Raw genomic sequence first — 19,862 nt, 5'->3', positions numbered from 1 at the left:
GAGCGGGAAACGGGACTCAAACCCGCGACCCTCAGCTTGGAAGGCTGAATCAACTGAGCTATTCCCGCATGGTAATATTTTTATTGATTGAACGTTTTCAATCAAAATCAAAGTGGGGAGAGCAGGATTCGAACCTACGAAGACGAAGTCAGCGGAGTTACAGTCCGCCCCAGTTGGCCACTTTGGTATCTCCCCATTTTACAATAAAGCTGAGCCGATGGAGGGACTCGAACCCACGACCTGCTGATTACAAATCAGCTGCTCTAGCCAACTGAGCTACATCGGCAATTACAAACCATCTATTTAACAGGCATAAATTACCTGAAAATTGGTTTGCAAATGTAAAAATATTTTAAATTTATCACAAAATAATAACCTGTTTTTTGTAATTATTTTGCCCGAAGCTTCTCTTTGTGCCTAACAACTTGTTTTCTCAACGCTTCCACAGCCAAATCAGCTGATTCTTCAAACGACTTACTTTGCTTCTTTGCAAATAAATCCACCCCTTTCACATCCAAATTAATTTCCACAACCTTATTTTCAGTAGTAGCTGATTTCTCTAATCGAAGAAACACTTTGGCACTAACAATATCTTCATTAAGCTTTGCTAATTTACCTAGTTTACTTTCAATAAAATTCTCCAAACTAACATCAGCAACAAATCCAATCGACTGAATATCTATATTCATACTTGTTCCTCCAAAATTTTATGCTCTTGGATGAGCTTGTTTATAAATGGTATTTAAACGCTCGAAAGTGGTATGAGTATAAATTTGAGTAGCAGCAAGACTAGAATGTCCCAATAATTCCTTCACAGCATTAAGCTCAGCTCCATTATTTAATAAATGTGTAGCAAAAGTATGTCTCAACACGTGAGGACTACGTTTAGATAAAGTGGTGATTTTGGACAAATGTTTTGTCACAATTCGATACAATAACTTCTCGTAAGCCGGAATCCCTTTATTTGTAACAAAAAGAAAACCATCCCCTTTTCCAAAAGTATTATTTCTAAGCTCAAGATAATCATCAAGAAGCTTTTCAAGGCTTTTGTTTACCGGAATGATTCTTTCCTTATTTCTTTTACCCAAAACCTTAACTAAAGATGCACCTCTATCAAAACTATGATCTGTCAGATTCATCAACTCAGACAAGCGCATACCAGTCTGGTAGAACATTTCAACAATCAATTGATCTCGAGCTCCCTCAAAACCTTCTCCAAAATCAATCTCTCTAAGCACTTGCATTGCGTGTTCAGCAACAAAACCAGGTAGCTTTTTAGCTTGCTTTGGTCCCACCACCCTATCCATTGGATTAAGGCTAATTACTGAATTTCGCAACAAGTATTTAAAAAAAGATTTCAAAGAAGATAATTTCCTATTTACAGTCCGTGAAGTCTTACCTTCATTCATTAAAAAAACGATCCACTTCCGCACATCCCTAAACCCAATATCTTCGATTGCAACTAACTCTTTGTCTCTCGATATAAAATCGAAAAACTGTTTCAAATCACAATCGTAAGATAAAATGGTATGTACCGAATATCGTTTTTCGTATTGTAAATAAGATAGAAAAGATTCCTTATAACTCATACATCCAGGATATTAATCCCTCAGGATCAACCAAGATACAAAAAATAAAGATATCAAGGAACTAAATTCAAGAAAATCAATCTTCTGCTTGCTGCAATTTTTGTACGTAAATTGCGTGCATTTTCTCTTCTCTTCTCTTGATAGATGGTTTTTTATAAACCTGTCTTCCTCTTAATTCTTTAATTACTCCAGTCTTTTCGAATTTTCTTTTAAATTTTTTCAAGGCTCTTTCAATGTTTTCGCCCTCTTTCATAGGAATAACGATCATAATTCTCTTCTTTTAATTTTATATTTTTCTAAGTGAGCCGCAAATTTATCAATTCAATTAGTATAATTCAAATATATTTGGAAAAAAGTAATGAACTTCTCTTCAAATTAACAAATTAGTCTTCATTTAGAATGAACAAAGGTAACAAATAAGCGGATTCTTCTCAAATTGATTCTTTTCTAATTTAATCTCAAGTAAGGAACTATTTTTTTATAGATGGAATCATCCACGATTCTTTTGCTTAAAAGTTCTTCCTTTCTCTTATATTTTCCATTTCTATCTCTGTATCGTATAATATCCAATGCAAGTCTATTACTAATATATGGGTGTTTTTTTAACTGGTCTAAGTGAATCGAATTCAAATTAAGATATGAAATATCATGAATATCAATTGTAATGAAGTTTTTTATACGTTCATATTCACTTTTAGAAATACCATAAACTTCCAACAATTGTCTTTTTTCAATATAGCCTCCCAATACTTTTTTGTATTTCACTATTCTGGAGGATAAAACAGAGCCAATTCCAGGAAGTCGTTTTAACTGATTAGTATCGGCAAGATTTAAATCTAATAAAGGAACGCTTTGAAGTGAATCCTTATTCTGCACGGAAGCTTTAATTGAAACGAATGGTATTAATCTATTCAATTTTAAGGAATCAAATCCATAAATTTTTCTCAAATCAGAAGGTGTTTGAAACCTTGCTCCAGTTGCCAAATATTTTTGAATTCTATAGCTAATCTTTCTACTTACTCCAAAACTATCCCAAATTAAAGGAGATATGGTATTTGGGTCGAAATAAAAGTACTTATCGACGACTTCAATTTTATTGAAATTCTCTTTTATTATTGTTTTTTTAGAATCTATTTTAATATAGGCAAGAACTCTATTATATTCAGATTTATGAATTCCGTAAATTTTCATTAGATCTGATTTTCGATAAAACCATCCGCCTTTCAATCGATATTTAAGGATATTATTAATTTGAAAATCATTAAATCCAAGTTTCGAGAGAGTTAATTTATTTGCAATATTAGGGTTGAAAAAGAATAAGGAATCTCGATTTTTCGTTACACTTTTAGTTTCGATTGATTGCATTAAACTATCCAGATAGCTCTGTTCTTTTCTCTCAAAAAATGCTTGGTCATCTTCTTTAGAATCCAAAATTTCTGAAATTATTAATATCGAAAATAACAGAACAAGCAAAATAATCAATCCATTTTGTTCTGATTTAGAATAATTGAAATATTCTTTAATAATTTGCTTCAGCCTCATCACTTAATATCAGGAATAAATTTGAAGAGAATCACCCAAATGAGAAGAATCCTAATCCATTTAGAAATACTATTGCTATAGCTCCTGGCGCAATAAACTTCACCAGAAAAATAAAGATCCGGACCAACCATTCCACTATAGATGATCCTTGAGACAATTCTTCAACAACCTTCTCTCGACCTAAATACCAGCCAACAAATAAAGAAATAAATAATCCTCCCAGAGGAAGTAGCATATTTGCGGAGATCCAATCCAATAAATCAAAGAAATTAAAATTGAATAAAGTGTAATCTTTAAGAATTCCCATAGATAAGGAACAAACAACACCCACTATAGAAATTAAAACAGTAGCCAAAACGGTTGCTGACTTCCTTTTTAAATTTAATTCTTCGGTAAAATACGCAACTACCACTTCGAGAATAGAAATCGAAGAAGTTAATGCAGCGACAGTTAGGAGTATGAAAAATAGAGGAGCAAAGAAAAAACCACCTGGCATCTGCTGAAACACATTGGGTAAAGTGATAAATACAAGTCCAGGGCCACTACTTGGCTCAATTCCAAAAGCGAAAACAGCTGGAAATATTGCAACTCCGGCAAGGATTGCGATGAGAGTATCGGCAACAGTAACCTGAAGTGCTATTTTTGTCAGATTATTTTTAGCACCAATATAAGATCCATATGTAATAAGTGTACCCATTCCTAAACTAAGAGAGAAAAAAGCATGTCCCAAGGCACTTAATATTCCGTCAGCAGTGAGCTTAGAAAAATCGGGGTAAAATAGAAAACTTAAACCTTCATATGCACCTTTAAGTGTTAAGGATCTAATATCAAGTACAATAATTATCACTACCAATAATGGCATTAAAATCTTAGAATATTTTTCGATACCTTTTTTGATACCTACAATTACGATCCCCATAGTCATCAACATAAACAGAAGTTGATAAATAACAGGCGTTATTGGAGACTGAATAAATTCTGTAAAGCTTGACTCAAGCTCTCCTGGTGACTTTGCTGCGAAACTATTTGTAAGTGCTCTAATTACATAATCGATACTCCAACCAGCCACAACTCCATAAAATGCCAATATCATAGCAGCTGCCAATACCCCTAATAATCCTACAAATTTCCATGATGATCCTGGAGCCAGATTTTTAAAAGCTCCAAATGGATTACGTTTGGATTTACGACCAATCATGAATTCTGATAGCATAATTGGTAATCCTATCAAAATAATAAAACCAAGATATACAAATAAAAAAGCAGCTCCACCGTACACTCCGGTGATGTAAGGGAATTTCCAAATATTCCCCAAACCAACTGCAGAACCGGCAGCTGCGGCAATTACGCCAAATTTACTAGAAAAGGAATCACGACCAGATTTGGTGTTTAGATCCATAAATTAAATTTTAAGATTTTATTATTCAAAAGGGCAAGTTCAAATTTGCAAAATTAAAGATCGAAATCAAAAAAGGCTACCGATTTTTATAAAAAAAAAGCCCGAACAATGTCCGGGCTCTGCAGTATAATTAAGTTTTTAATTACGATCGATCGCATTCAAATCTTCAAAGGCTTGTTTCAGTCTGTCTCTCATTGAAACTTCAGCTTCACGCAACCATTTTCTTGGATCATAAAACTTCTTATTTGGCTGGTCTTCACCTTTTGGATTTCCAATTTGTCCTTGTAAATAATCATGATTGGCAGCTTCGAAACCACGAATACCATTCCAAAATGCCCACTGGGTATCAGTATCAATATTCATTTTCACAACTCCGTAAGAAATTGCTTCTCTAATTTCGTTTAAGCCAGAACCAGAACCTCCATGAAATACAAAATCTACTGTATTAGCAGCAAGTTTATATTTTTCTGAGATATATTTTTGAGAATTATCTAAAATTTTTGGAGTTAAAACAACATTTCCTGGCTTATAAACACCATGAACGTTACCAAAAGAAGCTGCAATTGTAAATCTATCCGACACTTTTTTCAACGTCTCATATGCTTTTGCAACATCTTCGGGTTGTGTGTAAAGTAAAGAATTATCCATGTCGGAATTATCAACACCATCTTCTTCTCCACCAGTACAACCCAATTCAATTTCCAAAGTCATACCCATTTTGCTCATTCTCTCTAAATAGTTTGCACAAATCTCAATATTTTCATCAAGAGGCTCTTCAGAAAGATCTAACATATGAGAACTAAACAATGGTTTACCATATTTTGCAAAGTATTCTTCTCCTGCAGTTAAAAGACCATCTATCCAGGGAAGTAATTTTTTAGCAGCATGATCGGTATGCAAAATTACTGGGATTCCATAGTGTTCTGCAACTAAATGTGCATATTTAGCTCCTGCTACAGCTCCAATAATTGCAGCCCCCTGGCCTTCGGCTTTAATTCCCTTACCAGCAAAAAATGAAGCTCCTCCATTGGAGAACTGAATAATGATTGGAGAATTCACTTCTTTGGCAGCTTCAAGAGCAGCATTAATTGAATTTGATCCTACAACATTTACGGCAGGAATTGCAAAGCCTTCTTCTTTAGCAACCTGAAATAACTTTTGCACATCGTCACCAGTTACCACACCTGGCTTCACAACATCTAATACTCGTTTCATAATAATATAATTTATTGGATTGTTCTTTCAATTAATGAAATGGAAAGTATATTTTCACTACGAAGTTAAAAAGAAATAATAAATTTTGCACTGTTTTGGGAATAAGAAAATTACGCAAACGAATGCAATTTAGAAAGGGTATCCAATTCCAATATTAAAGGTTAGTTGGTTCATCCTAAATGGACGATGAGCGATAATCCATCGCTTAGATTCCTCTAGAGATGGATCTCTGAGTTTTAAACCTAAGTCAATTCTAAAAAGTATAAATTTTAAATCAATACGAGTACCAAATCCTGTTCCAAGTGCAATTTCTTTATAAAAACGATTTAATTGGAAATCGGCCCCCTTACGATCATCTTTTTTGGAAATAGCCCAAATATTTCCAGCATCCAAAAATAAGGCTCCTTCTAAAACCCAAACCAATTTAAACCGATACTCCATATTAGCTTCTAATTTTAAATCTGCAGTATTATTAGGATATATTGCGTCTTCAGAAACATAAGAACCGGGTCCTAAAGATCTAACTTGCCATGCTCGAAGTCCATTCGCACCTCCTGAGAAATAGCTTTTCTCAAACGGCAATACTTTTAAATTACCGTATGGATAACCCAAACCAAAAAACAAACGATAAACCATTGTGTTTGCCTTGTTGATTCGATGATTGAATCGATATTCTATATCACTTTTGATATACTGAGCATATCTAATACCAAAAAAATCATAATAGGAACCTTCGATATTTCCATTATCATCATAATCAATAGTCTTGGAATTCCCAAAGACTTTATCAATTGCACCCAGAGTATTACCTGCCACCTCAAGATTAAATCGCAAGTAATTATAATTGCCTGGTAAATTTATATTCTGATCATTATAGGTTAAAGAATAACGCGAAGTGGCAATAACGTGATCGGCAAACGAATTCTGAATATATAGATTATTAATAGATCCTAAAAAGTTATCACTCAAATTCTTCACATCAACAAAATTCAACTCAACCAAGTTAAAAGTATGTCTCAGATATTTCGATGATTTCCAGAAATATCCAAAGCTAGCATCAGCAATGGTCCTTGTATAATCTGGTCGTTGCTGATAATTATAGGACAAGGAAAAAGAAGTTTTGGGATTGTATGATTTTCTAAATTTTTCAGCATTAAAAAATGGTAATAAAAATTTAGGAATACTCATTTTCGTCTCAATACCATATTCCGATGAGTTAAAATCTGTCTGCTGACTAGATTTAACGGTTTCTCGTGCATTAGAAAGCTGAACATCAAAAATCTCTGCTCCTCCAAAGATATTCTTGTGCTGGTAGTTGAAATTACCAGCGAAACCAATATTCCCAGAGGAGTTAGTGCCCTCCAATTCTACAGAATAAGATTGCCGATTAAAAGGTGTAAGCTGAATAATACAATCGAGCAAACCAATTGAATCTGATTTTGTGTTATGAACCTCTTCAAACTTCACATTAACAAATTTATACTGATTCAAAGATTGCAAACGACTATAGGTTTGCTCAACAGTGTTCAAATTATATAAATCTCCTTTTTTAATTAGTATGGAGGATAAAATCACATCCGGTTTAATTTTCATCCTCTTACGAAATACAAATTCAGCATTTTCATACTCCATTGTATCCAATTCTGACAAATAAACCAAATCATTCATCAAGACCAATTTGGAATCATATTCCGTGAAAATTTCAAGCTTATTAATACGATATTTAAGGGTAGCTTTTGATAATGCCGGCTTTTTCATACCAACAAAAACATCCATTTGATGATCTTTATTGGTACTATCCATCATAAAATGAATATACTCTCTGGAAAAGTTAAAATAAGCTTGATTTTTTAACAATTTAGAAATCCGAATTCTTTCCTCATTCAATATATCTGAATCAACTTTTAAACCTGATTTAATATTCGAAGACAGACTATCCGCTGCAACATATTTTCTAAGATTGGAAGTATCAGACAACTCCTGCTTATTTTGAGATTCAGACAAGAAGTGATAAGGCAATTCATCTACTTTGTGATAAATATTTCGATAGCGATATGGCTGATTTGCCGTCACGTAATAATATATTTTCGCTTTTTTATGTTTATAAAGAACAGAATCCCTAACTACTGAATTATAATAACCTTTCTTTCGAAGATAAATTTCTATTTGTTTTAGGGAACGTTTTGCTTGAAATTCTTCATAGACAACTGGTTCTTCCCCTATTCGCCTTAGCCACTTATTAAAACCTTTATTCTCATTTCTTCCAGATAAATTATATAATCCCAAATGAAATCTCCATACTCCCAATATCTTAAGATTCGGCTTTTGTTTAATATTCTTCTTTAATTCGCCGGTATTTATTGATTTATCATCAACTTTAAGCACCATTTTATTGAGCAAATACTCCTTTTCCCCAACATATTTTGTAGTTGAACACGAAGCTGTACCCAATAGCAGACTTAGCAAAAAAATAAAAATCGGGAAATTATCAGTACTTTTGTATTTCACGTATGATTTCAAGGATAAAAAGAATGTTTTTCAGTTAAAAATTACGACAAAGATACTTAACTTCAGTGATATTTTTCTGGCATCAGAAGCCTTTTCAAGAATTATTTCTCAAAATTAATGAACGTGCTTTCCAACAAACAGATCAAGCTAATCAGCAGTTTACAAAAGAAAAAATATAGGGATCAACATCAATTATTTATTGCTGAGGGTGACAAGTTAGTAATGGATCTGCTTCATGCAAAAACCGAAGCTGCCTATCTAATTTACACAAAGGATTGGAGGAATCTATCAAATCCTTTAAAAAAATACAAAATTGAAAAACGAATTGAGGTAGAATCCAATCAACTTAAAAAAATAAGCAATTTGAAAAATCCATCTCCGATATTAGGTGTTTTTCACATACCAAAATTTAAAATACAAGATGATATAATTCAAAATTCCTTATCGCTATTAATCGATGACATACAAGATCCAGGAAATTTAGGAACGATTATTAGAATTGCCGATTGGTTTGGAATACAAAATGTTTTTTGTTCCCCTAATACGGTTGACCTTTTTAATCCTAAGGTAATTCAGGCGACAATGGGAGCTATTTCGAGAATAAAAATTAGTTACACTCCACTTGGCGATTTAATTAAGAAGCATCAAAAAGAAAACTTTCCGATATATGGAACTTTTTTAGAAGGAGAAATCATCTACAAAAGTGACTTGCGCAACAAAGGATTTATCATCATGGGAAATGAAGGGAAAGGGATTTCCCCAGAATTACAGCAATTAGTATCCAAAAAATTATTTATCCCAAATTATCCTGCAAACCAAGCTACATCTGAATCGCTAAATGTCTCCGTCGCCTGTTCCATTATTTGCTCAGAATTTAGGCGAAGATAAATTAACGAACGAATTAAAGAGAGTAATCTCCTAAAAGTTCACAAATACTTCCAAAAGATTATTTTCTTTGATCTTATTTCATTCCAAATTGATTCTTATATCTGTTAACGGCTTCAGCGGACAGTTCTCCATCCATTGCTGCAGAAACAATTCCACCAGCATATCCTGCTCCTTCACCACAAGGAAATAACCCTTCGATTCGAATATGTTGCAAAGTATCTGGATCTCGTGGAATCCTCACGGGAGAAGATGTACGAGACTCAATGCCAAGAATAAGTGCATCATTAGTTAGGAATCCTTTTGATTTTTGTCCGAAAATTCTGAATCCTTCCTGTAAGCGAAACCGGATTAATTCCGGAAGCCATTGATGCATCGGAGAACTTATCACTCCAGGTCGGTAAGATGTTTTTGGTAAAGATTCACTTTTTTGTTCCTTCACAAAATCCAACATTCGTTGTGCTGGAGCTGTTAAATTTCTCCCTCCTTCATTAAAGGCAATTTCCTCCAACTCCTCCTGAAATTTTAGTCCGGCAAATACACCATATCCCGCATAAGCTTTCAAATCTTCAACTCTGATTTCCACAGCCATGCCTGAATTTGCAAAAGCTGTATTTCTATTCGAAGCAGACATTCCATTTACGACCTGTTGATTATCATTGGTCGCCGCAGGAACAATTACACCACCAGGACACATGCAGAAGGAGTAAACTCCACGTCCTTCCACTTGCTGAACAAAGCTATAACTGGCTGCGGGTAAATATGAACCTCTCCCCTGTGGATTATGATACTGAATCTGATCAATTAACTTTTGTGGATGTTCTATTCTCACTCCCATGGCAAATGATTTGGCTTCCAGTTCCACTCCACTATTATTCAAATTCCGATAAACATCTCTGGCAGAATGCCCCGTCGCCAAGATCACAGCCTCTCCGTGACGTTCCAATCCGTCTTGCATACATACGCCTACAACCCTATTATTCTTTATTATTAAATCCTTCACTTTCGCAGAAAAATGAACTTCGCCTCCAGATTGCAAAATCGTTTTTCTAATTTGCATAATTACTTTTGGTAAAACATCAGTACCAATATGTGGATGTGCATCGTAGAGAATTTCATTCTGTGCCCCGTGATGATGTAGTATTTGAAGTATACGTTTTAGATTTCCTCTTTTCTTTGACCTTGTGTACAATTTACCATCAGAAAATGTACCGGCTCCACCTTCTCCAAAAGCGAAATTCGAATCCACATTTACCTTTCTGGTTTTATATAGAATTCCAAGATCCTTTTTCCTATCCTCAACACACTTTCCTCGCTCCAAAACAATAGGCTTATATCCTAATTCGATCAAACGAAGCGCAGCAAACAAACCCGCAGGTCCAGCCCCAATAACAATCACTCTTTTTTGTGCAGATACATCCGAATAATTAAATTCTTGTTTATCCTCTTTTTGCAATGGTTCATTTACAGCAATACGAAAACGCAAATTTATTTTCACATTCCTTCTTCTAGCATCTATTGACTTCCTAAGAATTTGAATACCTGTTATTTTATCAGGATTCATTTTCAGTTTTTGCGCTAAAATTGGCTTATAATATTTTTCATCTGAAGCCTCTTTAGGACTTAGAACCATATCTATTTCAGTAATCATTTCCAGAAGTATTGGGTGTAAAAAAAATTATTCGAAATGAAAAGAAAGTGTAATAATCTTTGAATTCACTTTTCGCATTGCATCAGTGTATGCTTCATAGCCAGGATTATCAAAATCATATTGATGATTAAGAATATCTCTCAGACCAACAGCAAATTTTAGTTCAGTAGCTAATTTAAAATAGGGTAAATAAAAATCGATTCCTGCACCTAATTCCAAATAAACATCTGTTGATTTTAATCTTATCAACATATCCTTATCCGGATTTAATGACTTTTGTGACTGAACATCTATTTTATAACTAGCACCTCCAATAAGATATGGCCGATAGTTGTTCAAACGTCTGGCACGGTATTTTAAAAGAAGCGGCAAATTTACCAATACCGATTCAACATTCACAGTCTCTAAAGGTAGATTAGAATAACGGATAGTTCGCTCCCCAAATTCCAATCCGGGAAGAAAACGTAAAGACCAATCTTCATGCAAACGCAGATCAGAAACAATTCCCACCGAAAATCCAGGAGTAAAACTAACCTGTTCCGCTCTTACATCTCCATTCCCAGAGTTGTAAATTGCAAAGTCCATTGAATTGATACCGAGGGTAAACCCAAAATGAAGCAATTTCTGATCTACCTCTTGGTAATTCAACATACTTTCTGGTTTGTATCTACCCTGAGCATAGGAAGTTGAAAAACAAGAAAATAAGATTAGTATTAAGAATAATTTTCTCAAATTGGGAGATTTATATTTTTAGTATAAACTTTTAAATCAAAAATTTATTGCTTGGACTTTGTTCCCATATAAATAGAAGCGATGCCAAAGCTCAGCTTAATTTGCTTTGTATCGGTAAACCCACATTCCTCATAAATCTTCAAAAAATCTTCTCCATCAGGAAAAGCATTTACCGATTCGGGTAAATAAGTATAGGCTGAAGCATCTTTGGATACCATTCTTCCCCAAAGTGGTAATATTCGAAAGAAATAAAAATTATAGAACTGCTTTACAGGAAACTTTCTTGGTTTGGAAAATTCAAGCACAACCACTTTTCCTCCAGGACGAACCACCCTATTCATTTCTTTCAGTCCTTTTTCCAGATTTTCGAAATTACGTACACCGAATGCTACAGTAATCGCATCAAATGAATTCGTTTCAAACTGAATATTCTCTGAATCTCCTTCAAACAATTCAATTTTATCCTGCAAATTTTTCTTTGCAATTTTTTCTCTACCTACGGCTAACATTTCCGTAGAAATATCAATCCCGATAACTTTATCAGGATTTAATTTCAGATTTGCCAAAGCGAAATCGCCAGTTCCTGTAGCAATATCCAAAACTATTTTAGGTTGCAATGGTTTAAGCAAATTTACAGCCTTTTTCCGCCATAATTTATCAATCCCCATCGAAAGAAAATGATTTAAAAAATCATATTTCCTTGCAATATTATTAAACATCAGAGCCACCTGAGCCTTCTTATCTTTATCTAAATCTTTATAGGGATTTACCACGAATTTGAAGATATAAATGAATAGTTATTGTTCTTAAATTATTCGTAAGACAATTGTCTTTTGAACGCTCAAAGATAATGAATGAAAAATAAAGAACCATTACTATCCTGTGTTTGGATTTCGAAGAACTATATTAGGCATTAATTCAAGTCTATAAAACAAATTGGCAACCACATTTTTTAATTGGCTGCCAAGTATTAATGCAAAATAAACCTATGAAATTTAGTTGACTGTCTTTTTTTGATAAAGTTCTTTATACTCGTCAATAAAACCATAGGATATATCATCAATTCTAAGCTCCCCTTTTGTAACATGCCCTAAAGCAGAAAAAGGAACACCACTTTCCATCATTACATCAACAAAGGCATCTTCATTTTCCATAGATACAGTCACTACTACACGACCTTGTGATTCCCCAAATAAAAAAGCATCTTGTCTTATTTCTGCCGGAGATGTAATATCAAACCCTAAGGATAAAGGCATTGATGATTCAAGCAAATTAAAAAATAGTCCTCCTCTTTCAACACTATGAGCAGAACAAATTAATTTCTTCTCGATCAAATTCTCGATAATACTATTAAGTACTTTTTCTTCCTCCATATTAAAATATGGAGTTCCTACATTACACTTATTATAGACAGAACACAAATATTCAGATCCGGAAATATCGTTTCGTGATTCCCCAATTAAAAAAATCATTTCGCCTTTATTCCTATAGATATACGACATATGATTTTCCTTTTTAGGAATAACTCCTAACATTGCAATTACCGGTGTTGGGTTTATAGCTTTTCGTTTGCCTTGTACAGAACTTTCGTTATAAAAGCTCACATTACCACCAGCAACAGGAGTATTAAAAAATTTGCTAGCTTCAGCTATTCCCTTGATAGTCTCCACAAACTGATAATAAACCTCCTCTTCCAATGGACTGCCAAAATTCAAACAATCGTTCAATGCCAATGGTTTTCCTCCCGAGCAATAAATCCTTCGAACTGCTCTGGCAACATTAATCTGAGCACCAATAAGAGGATTATTAAATACATAAACGGAATTTCCGGAAATCGTAAAACAAAGTTTTTTCTGATTTGCGTCCAAAGCAAAAACTTGCGCATCGGAAGGAGAACTATTTCTATTCTCCTCCAGATGAATTTTTAAATACTCTTTTATTACCAGATTAGGATTATTCACCATTTTATTAATCACCTTCCAATAATTATCTGGCTCTGGTATCATGTCAAAATAATCGGCACCATCACTTTTGGAGGAATTATGGTACTTTAAATCCAATTTTGGAGCACCATATCCCATGACCAAATCATTGGCTACTAGTTCGGCTACAATTGCAGCATGTTCGAAAAAACGTATGGTTTTATTATTAGTAATCCGACCAATTTCCTCACATGGAATTCCCCATTCTTCACAGACACTTCTTAATTGCTCTTTTTTATCACCATTCACTACAAACATCATTCGTTCTTGTGTTCGAGATAATAGAACCTGCTCAATAGTCATACCTCCCTGCTGCAGGGGTATCTTATTTAGGTCGATATCAATTCCTGTTTTTGCATGAACACTTATTGCAGCACACGAATTAATGATCCCGGCCATGTCCATATTTTCAATTCTCACTAAAATATCGTCCTTATTTAATTGTTGAATGGCTTGAATCAAAGCGTTTCCAAGAACCGGATCTCCCTTTGGAATTGAAAAATCTTCATTCTGTCCAAAAACTCCTTCCGATCCAGTTGAATTACCAACAATAAAAATAGCTTGGCCAACGGATAATTCACGATTATATATCAGCTTATCTTTCTTAATCAGACCGGCAACCATCACATTTACTAATGGGTTAGTGTCATAGGAAGAATTATAACATATTTCACTACCAATATTTTCCATGATCAAAACATTACAATAATTTTGAACACCTTTAACTACTTCTGCTAACAACCATTTTGTTCTGTCCAGAGCAGAATCTCCAAAACGTAACGAATTTAACAACATCTTTGGTTGTGCACCCAAGCTTGCCACATCTCTACAGACATCACCGACACAAGTTGCAGCTCCTTGATAAGGATCAATTCCGGATGGATGATTATGCGTTCCCATCTTAAATACACAATACTCCCCATCCCCTATATCCACCACGCCTGCATTAGATTCAGTTGCGCCAGAAATAATATATTTTCCCTTATTAGGCAAAGCATTTATCCAATTGTAAGAACTCTTATACGAAACGGTTTCCGACCACATTACAGCATAAATTTGCAATTCCAATAAATTGGGATCACGACCAAGATTTTTGCTTATCCTTTCAAAGGCCGCCCGATTAATACCTAAATCTTCTGCCTGTTCTATCATTATATCCTGATTTTCCATGTTTCGTACTTTTTGAGGTTGAATATTTTAAATTTATAAAAAATAAGATAGGAACACGAATTATCAAGATGCTTTTTACCTTATCTTTATTCCCTTATTTATTAGGACTCAGCCCTTAACTATAAAAAATAGATTAATATAAAAAATCCCAATAATGGACTTGAATTATAAAATAATCTTTTCTTGATCAGAAATAGATATTAAAAAAACACATACTAATATAAATCTATTGTTATGACAAAAATTGCTTTTATAACTGGTGCTACCGCAGGCATTGGTAAAGCCTGCGCTATCAAATTAGCTAAAACAGGTTACGATGTAATCCTTTCTGGCCGCAGGGAAGATCAATTAAATTTGCTAAAAACAGAAATTCAATCGAAATATCATCAAAAAGTTCTTAGCCTTGTTTTAGATGTGAGAAACCAATCTGATGTAAATGAAACCATTAACAAGCTACCCATAGAATGGAAGCAAATTGATTTACTTTTGAACAATGCTGGTTTGGCTGTCGGTGTTTCTTCATTGCAGGATGGAGTGATAGATGATTGGGAAAGGATGATTGATACGAACATTAAAGGTCTACTTTATATCACACGTGCATTAAGCCCTATGATGATTAAAAGAAAACACGGCCACATTATTAATATTACTTCCATTGCTGGAAAAGAAGTTTATCCCGGAGGTAATGTTTATTGTGCAACCAAACATGCTGTTGACGCTTTAACCAAAGGAATGAGAATCGATATGCTGGAACACAATATTAAGGTGAGTTCTATTGCTCCGGGAATGGTAGAAACAGAATTTTCGATTGTTCGATTTAAGGGAGATAAGGAAAAGGCCGATCAGGTTTATAAAGGATTTACCCCTCTTTACGCAGAGGATATCGCTGATGCGGTGGAATTTATTGCAACTCGACCAGATCATGTAAATATTAATGATATGCTGATAATGCCAACAGCACAAGCATCGGCACGAGATGTTAATAAAAAGTAGAATTGCAGCCTTAATTTAAGGAGAACAAGAAATTTCTTCGGATTCAAATATCCATCTTCCCGGCTTAAAGTGCTTGGATTGAAAGTGAATTTTTTCCGCAAGCTGATCTCCTTCTACTGCAATTATTCTATTTAACTTACCTATAAATAAAAATCTAAGATTTCGGCTAATCCAGGCAGCAAAGCTTTCGAATAGCCGAAATTCTTTTCGCCTACCATAAATTACAGACGGCCGATAGATAACAACCGATTCAAAATCGAGGGAAGTAATAAAGGACTCCGCCTCCCCCTTTACCCGTTGATAAAAAAAATAGGATTGAGGACTTGCCCAAATTGCACTGATCAGATGAAAATCTTTCACACAGCACATTTCGCATACTTTTGCAAATCGAGTGATATATTCAAAATCTACTTTACGAAAATTTTGTTTGGTTTGAGCCTTTCGAATTGTAGTGCCCAGACAACAAAAAGCAACATCCAGACAATCCGGAATATCCTCTGAACATAATTTTTCAAAATCAACCTTAATTTGAATTAATCTTGGATGTGTAAGTTTTATTTTTTTCCTGACCAAAATATACACTTTGGTATAATCCGCATCCTCAAGCAGTCTTTTCACCAATTTTAAACCTGTAAACCCGGAGGCTCCACTTACCAGTGCTTTCATATTTTGTATTTATTATCAGTACTCATCAAAAACTTATACGAAAAAATCAGACATGTAGATTGTATTTAATACAATTTAAATGGGTTATTGAATTTTGCCAATACGGCTCTATGAAGAAAATTAATAAAACTCCTTGAAAACCATATAATCCTACCACTATAAATTTGTGATTTTTTGAAAAATAAGCAACACTTCATTTTTTGAAAAATCGAAACAATTTTTACATAAAAACGGCTATAAGCCTTGCGATTGTTGATACCTTACCCGATTGGAGGGGTAAAAGAGCGATTGGAGGCTCCATCCCCTGATTAAATGCTTAATTGAAGCGATTTGAAGAATCAAAAACCAATTAAAGCAATAATTTGCTTAGTGAAGGTTTGAAATCCAAATCTGGAGATTATAATTGATGGAGTTAACAATCATTTTATCTAAGAAAAGTCTCCAACTTCTTTATAAGATCCATTCGATTAATCGGCTTCGTGATATAATCATCACATCCTTGTGCCAAGGCTGTTTCCTTATCTTCGTTCATTGCATATGCTGTTTGTGCGATAATAGGTAAATCAGGTATAATGTTTTTAATTTCGCTAGTCGCAAGTAATCCCCCCATTCCTGGCATCCGAATATCCATGAGTACCAATTTCACATTTTTATTCTCTTTGCATATTTGTATGGCTTCCTCACCCGTATTTGCACGGATTATATCGTAATTACTTCTTTTCAGGATCGCCTGAATTAATCGATAATTGGACAACTCGTCTTCTGCGACTAAAATCAAAGGACTGCCATTCTCCATTTTTTCAGGCACATTATGCGTTGGGGATTGTTTTATTTTCTCAGCGGAAAGGAGGCAATTTAATCTTATCGTGAAAGTTGAGCCTTCATTAGGTCGAGATTCCACTTCTACACTGCCGCCTAGCAAATCAATATTTTTCTTCACTATTGCTAATCCTAAACCTGTGCCTCCAAATGTTCTGGTAATTGAATCGTCCACCTGACGAAACCGATCAAATATCAAATTCTTTTTGCCATCCTCTATTCCAACGCCACTATCCTTCACATATAAATGTAATTCCTCACCAATTATCTTATAGCCAAATTCCACAAATCCGTCATTCGTGAATTTTAATGCGTTCTTCAAAAGATTTCCAACAGATTGAAGTAATCTTTGAAAATCAGTTTTTACTAATATTCTTTTGTAATTAGTGTCTGGATTAAATTCTAAATCCAATCGCTCCTTACTTTGTAGAATTTGCTTTTCCTCGGCAAGTTTTTGAATTTCAGACATAAAATTCGCCATCAAAAACTCTTCCTTATTTATTTTCACTCCACCTGATTCCATTGCTGTAAAGCTGAGGATATCCTCCACAATTCCGAGTAACTGATTCCCACTTTTATTGATTAAGCTAACAAATTCCAATATTTCCGGCATAGTCATCGAATCATCACAGAGATTTGAAAACCCAATAATAGCATTTAATGGGGTTCGTAATTCATGAGACATATTTGCTAAAAAAGCAGATTTCAAACGATCAGATTGCTCTGCTTTATCCTTTGCATCGAGTAATTCCTTTTCGAACTGCTTATACTTGGTTATATCCTCTTTAATCGCCAGAAAATGCACAATCTCTCCCTCTGCATTCATAATAGAAGAGAAATTTGCTCTTTCCCAATATAAATCTTTATTCTTTTTCACATTTAAGAATTCACCTTTCCATTCTTTTCCGGCAGTTATCGAAGCCCAAAGTTCCTCATAGGTTTCCTTTGGTGTGAATCCTGATTTTAAAATTCTAGGATTTTCCCCATTTACCTCTTCTGCCGTATAACCAGTTAACTCACAAAATTTTGGATTTACATATTCAATATTTCCGTCCAGATCTGTAATAATAACGGAAGCTGGACTTTGTTCCATCGAAAGGTGAAGCATTCTTATTTCTTCGGATTTCAATTTTTTGATAATTCCTGCAGCTATTTGGGAAGCAATCACTTCCAATAATTTAATACTCTCCAAATTTAGTTCTCCCGATCCGGAATAGGAAGCAACTCCAAATGTACCTAAAACCTTTCCCTCTGCTATTAATGGAATTCCTAACCAGAATAATGGTTTTTTTTCAATTTGCAGACAATTAGATTGAACTCGTTCTGCCACTTGTTGCTTATCCAGGTAAAGCATTTTTTTCTCACGAAGAACTATGGAACTTAAGGACTGTGTAAAATTTACTTCCTCAAAAGATGCTGCTTTCCCATGGAATACTCTCAAACTCTTCTGGTTAGATCTCACTAGTTCCATAAACAACTCACCCACACCAATGACTTGCTCAATTTCTTCTGCAATATGTTGTATCATTAATATGGTATCCGTGGAGGAATTCAACAACTCTGAAATACGATGAATAATTTGTTGACTTTTTTGATTCCAAACCTGAGCTGTCAGGTTTCTATAAATAGCATAAACGGCAACCTGATTATCGCCTAATGTTATTGGCTTACCAATCACCTGTACATGAACTTGTTTACCCGATTTTGTTTGCCTCAATGTGGTTAAATCTACCAAACTTCCTCCAGATACATTATCTGTAGCATTCTTACCTTCATTTTTAAAATTCTCCGGAACAATTAAATCATTGATCAGTTGGTTTTCTGCCTCCTGCTGGGTATATTCAAATAAACTCTCAAATTCACTATTTACCTTAATTACCCTATCTTTATTATCGAGAATGACGATGGCTTCCGGAGAGTCATTAAATAGATTCTCGAAAAATGTTTTTTGCAAAAGCAACTCATTAGCAACGACCTTATTTTTATTAATTTCCGTCTTTAAGTCAAAACTCATTTCGAGTTGAGAAGAAATTCCCCGTGCAAATCTTATTGATTTATTAATATTCTCTTCAATCTCTTCTCTGGGCAATATTTTACAAAGATCTATTTCATCCTTATAATTTACATTACACCCCGTGCTACAGTGCTTGTGATCTGAATTTAAATCGGTATCTAAAATAAATTGTCCGTACACAAAATATCCAAATAGTAATCCTTTAACTTTTACCGGCACAAAAATAGCTCTTGCGTATTCCCCATATATTAGCTCAACACATTCATCTTTTCGCTCCGATTTCATTTGAGAAATATCTGCAAACCTATTCTCTTCACTCCTCCATATTCTACTACTGAAAAAGGAATTTGCCATGCAATCGTCACTATTCACATAGTTGTTTTGAAAATCGATAAATAAGCAAGGGCAACCACTAAAGTAGGAGAAGTCGTTAAGAATTGACTCTAAGTTTTCAGGAATTCCAATATCCTTAGAATCATTAATAGAAATATCATTATTAGAGGCTTTAGATCGTAGGTTTGAAATCATAGAGATTACTTTTGGTATAATAATTGGCAATACCTTGTTTTATACTCTAAAATTGAGATTTAGTTCTTATTTTTTAACAATTTTTAGCTCCTGAATTCTAATACTTTTTAATTATGACTAATTGTCAGAAAACATCCTTACCATAAGATTTTAGAGATGAAATTCACCT

The 19,862-nt window shown here is 34.2% G+C and carries 15 protein-coding genes and 3 tRNA genes; 2 read left to right on the top strand and 16 right to left on the bottom strand.

Translation table 11 applies throughout. The annotated features are described in order from the left end of the window. Window position 1: 1 nt before the first annotated feature. The 10 genes from DLK05_RS11400 to tamL all read right to left on the bottom strand — a co-directional run bounded on the left by DLK05_RS11400 (window position 2) and on the right by tamL (window position 8,253). Window positions 2-68: transfer RNA gene (locus DLK05_RS11400), tRNA-OTHER, on the bottom strand. Window positions 69-113: 45 nt separating this feature from the next. Then, window positions 114-195, bottom strand: a tRNA-Tyr gene (locus DLK05_RS11395). Window positions 196-212: 17 nt separating this feature from the next. Next, window positions 213-286 (bottom strand) — tRNA-Thr (locus DLK05_RS11390). Between the two features lie 103 nt (window positions 287-389). Continuing rightward, on the bottom strand, window positions 390-689 hold the full coding sequence (gene hpf, locus DLK05_RS11385) for a ribosome hibernation-promoting factor, HPF/YfiA family (protein WP_127344128.1): 300 nt from the start codon (window positions 687-689) through the stop codon (window positions 390-392). Between the two features lie 18 nt (window positions 690-707). After that, a complete protein-coding gene (locus DLK05_RS11380) occupies window positions 708-1,589 on the bottom strand; it encodes a tyrosine-type recombinase/integrase (RefSeq protein ID WP_127344127.1) in 882 nt (293 codons plus the stop codon). 76 nt (window positions 1,590-1,665) lie between these two features. Beyond that, window positions 1,666-1,857 carry a 30S ribosomal protein S21 gene (rpsU, locus tag DLK05_RS11375; RefSeq protein ID WP_127344126.1) on the bottom strand — a complete coding sequence of 64 codons (192 nt, stop codon included), beginning with the start codon at window positions 1,855-1,857 and terminating at the stop codon, window positions 1,666-1,668. Between the two features lie 179 nt (window positions 1,858-2,036). Next, complete coding sequence (locus DLK05_RS11370) at window positions 2,037-3,131, bottom strand: helix-hairpin-helix domain-containing protein (RefSeq protein ID WP_127344125.1); 1,095 nt, start codon at window positions 3,129-3,131, stop codon at window positions 2,037-2,039. A 31-nt stretch (window positions 3,132-3,162) separates the two neighbouring features. Continuing rightward, the gene (locus DLK05_RS11365) at window positions 3,163-4,530 is read right to left on the bottom strand and encodes a sodium-dependent transporter (RefSeq protein WP_127344124.1); all 1,368 of its coding nucleotides are present in this window, start codon (window positions 4,528-4,530) and stop codon (window positions 3,163-3,165) included. Between the two features lie 138 nt (window positions 4,531-4,668). Next, the gene (gene fbaA / locus DLK05_RS11360) at window positions 4,669-5,745 is read right to left on the bottom strand and encodes a class II fructose-bisphosphate aldolase (RefSeq protein WP_127344123.1); all 1,077 of its coding nucleotides are present in this window, start codon (window positions 5,743-5,745) and stop codon (window positions 4,669-4,671) included. Between the two features lie 129 nt (window positions 5,746-5,874). Continuing rightward, window positions 5,875-8,253 carry a translocation and assembly module lipoprotein TamL gene (tamL, locus tag DLK05_RS11355; RefSeq protein ID WP_127344122.1) on the bottom strand — a complete coding sequence of 793 codons (2,379 nt, stop codon included), beginning with the start codon at window positions 8,251-8,253 and terminating at the stop codon, window positions 5,875-5,877. 123 nt (window positions 8,254-8,376) lie between these two features. On the opposite strand from tamL, the gene DLK05_RS11350 reads away from it, so the two are divergent. Continuing rightward, on the top strand, window positions 8,377-9,141 hold the full coding sequence (locus DLK05_RS11350; protein ID WP_209319845.1) for a TrmH family RNA methyltransferase: 765 nt from the start codon (window positions 8,377-8,379) through the stop codon (window positions 9,139-9,141). 73 nt (window positions 9,142-9,214) lie between these two features. On the opposite strand, the gene DLK05_RS11345 is transcribed toward DLK05_RS11350, so the two are convergent. From DLK05_RS11345 to purL, 4 genes are all read right to left on the bottom strand, one after another. Further along, window positions 9,215-10,789 carry an NAD(P)/FAD-dependent oxidoreductase gene (locus DLK05_RS11345; RefSeq protein ID WP_127344120.1) on the bottom strand — a complete coding sequence of 525 codons (1,575 nt, stop codon included), beginning with the start codon at window positions 10,787-10,789 and terminating at the stop codon, window positions 9,215-9,217. Window positions 10,790-10,816: 27 nt separating this feature from the next. Continuing rightward, the gene (gene porT / locus DLK05_RS11340) at window positions 10,817-11,521 is read right to left on the bottom strand and encodes a type IX secretion/gliding motility protein PorT/SprT (RefSeq protein WP_127344119.1); all 705 of its coding nucleotides are present in this window, start codon (window positions 11,519-11,521) and stop codon (window positions 10,817-10,819) included. A gap of 44 nt (window positions 11,522-11,565) precedes the next feature. Next, window positions 11,566-12,294, bottom strand: coding sequence for a bifunctional demethylmenaquinone methyltransferase/2-methoxy-6-polyprenyl-1,4-benzoquinol methylase UbiE (ubiE, locus tag DLK05_RS11335; RefSeq protein ID WP_209319844.1), 729 nt, complete (start codon window positions 12,292-12,294; stop codon window positions 11,566-11,568). Window positions 12,295-12,516: 222 nt separating this feature from the next. Further along, window positions 12,517-14,673 (bottom strand): phosphoribosylformylglycinamidine synthase subunit PurL, encoded by a 2,157-nt coding sequence (gene purL / locus DLK05_RS11330; protein ID WP_127344118.1) that lies wholly within the window; start codon window positions 14,671-14,673, stop codon window positions 12,517-12,519. Window positions 14,674-14,907: 234 nt separating this feature from the next. Here purL and DLK05_RS11325 point away from each other — a divergent pair, with 234 nt between their 5' ends. Beyond that, complete coding sequence (locus DLK05_RS11325) at window positions 14,908-15,666, top strand: SDR family NAD(P)-dependent oxidoreductase (RefSeq protein WP_127344117.1); 759 nt, start codon at window positions 14,908-14,910, stop codon at window positions 15,664-15,666. Window positions 15,667-15,681: 15 nt separating this feature from the next. Here the strand turns inward: DLK05_RS11325 and DLK05_RS11320 are convergent, their stop codons facing one another. Beyond that, window positions 15,682-16,332 carry an SDR family oxidoreductase gene (locus DLK05_RS11320; RefSeq protein WP_127344116.1) on the bottom strand — a complete coding sequence of 217 codons (651 nt, stop codon included), beginning with the start codon at window positions 16,330-16,332 and terminating at the stop codon, window positions 15,682-15,684. A gap of 424 nt (window positions 16,333-16,756) precedes the next feature. Continuing rightward, window positions 16,757-19,693 carry a PAS domain S-box protein gene (locus DLK05_RS11315; protein ID WP_127344115.1) on the bottom strand — a complete coding sequence of 979 codons (2,937 nt, stop codon included), beginning with the start codon at window positions 19,691-19,693 and terminating at the stop codon, window positions 16,757-16,759. Window positions 19,694-19,862: the final 169 nt, after the last annotated feature.

It is taken from the genome of Ancylomarina longa (genome assembly GCF_003996985.1).
GTDB lineage: Bacteria > Bacteroidota > Bacteroidia > Bacteroidales > Marinifilaceae > Ancylomarina_A > Ancylomarina_A longa.
Note: the sequence above shows the minus strand (reverse complement) of the source record. Positions and strands in the feature narration are given on the sequence as shown.

What these genes read in the sequence shown, in the direction of transcription:
- DLK05_RS11320 (WP_127344116.1), bottom strand. Translation starts at nt 16,332, where the DNA reads ATGAAAGCACTGGTAAGTGGAGCCTCCGGGTTTACAGGTTTAAAATTG.
- rpsU (WP_127344126.1), bottom strand. Translation starts at nt 1,857, where the DNA reads ATGATCGTTATTCCTATGAAAGAGGGCGAAAACATTGAAAGAGCCTTG.
- fbaA (WP_127344123.1), bottom strand. Translation starts at nt 5,745, where the DNA reads ATGAAACGAGTATTAGATGTTGTGAAGCCAGGTGTGGTAACTGGTGAC.
- purL (WP_127344118.1), bottom strand. Translation starts at nt 14,673, where the DNA reads ATGGAAAATCAGGATATAATGATAGAACAGGCAGAAGATTTAGGTATT.
- DLK05_RS11370 (WP_127344125.1), bottom strand. Translation starts at nt 3,131, where the DNA reads ATGAGGCTGAAGCAAATTATTAAAGAATATTTCAATTATTCTAAATCA.
- DLK05_RS11380 (WP_127344127.1), bottom strand. Translation starts at nt 1,589, where the DNA reads ATGAGTTATAAGGAATCTTTTCTATCTTATTTACAATACGAAAAACGA.
- DLK05_RS11325 (WP_127344117.1), top strand. Translation starts at nt 14,908, where the DNA reads ATGACAAAAATTGCTTTTATAACTGGTGCTACCGCAGGCATTGGTAAA.
- hpf (WP_127344128.1), bottom strand. Translation starts at nt 689, where the DNA reads ATGAATATAGATATTCAGTCGATTGGATTTGTTGCTGATGTTAGTTTG.
- DLK05_RS11315 (WP_127344115.1), bottom strand. Translation starts at nt 19,693, where the DNA reads ATGATTTCAAACCTACGATCTAAAGCCTCTAATAATGATATTTCTATT.
- DLK05_RS11365 (WP_127344124.1), bottom strand. Translation starts at nt 4,530, where the DNA reads ATGGATCTAAACACCAAATCTGGTCGTGATTCCTTTTCTAGTAAATTT.
- DLK05_RS11345 (WP_127344120.1), bottom strand. Translation starts at nt 10,789, where the DNA reads ATGATTACTGAAATAGATATGGTTCTAAGTCCTAAAGAGGCTTCAGAT.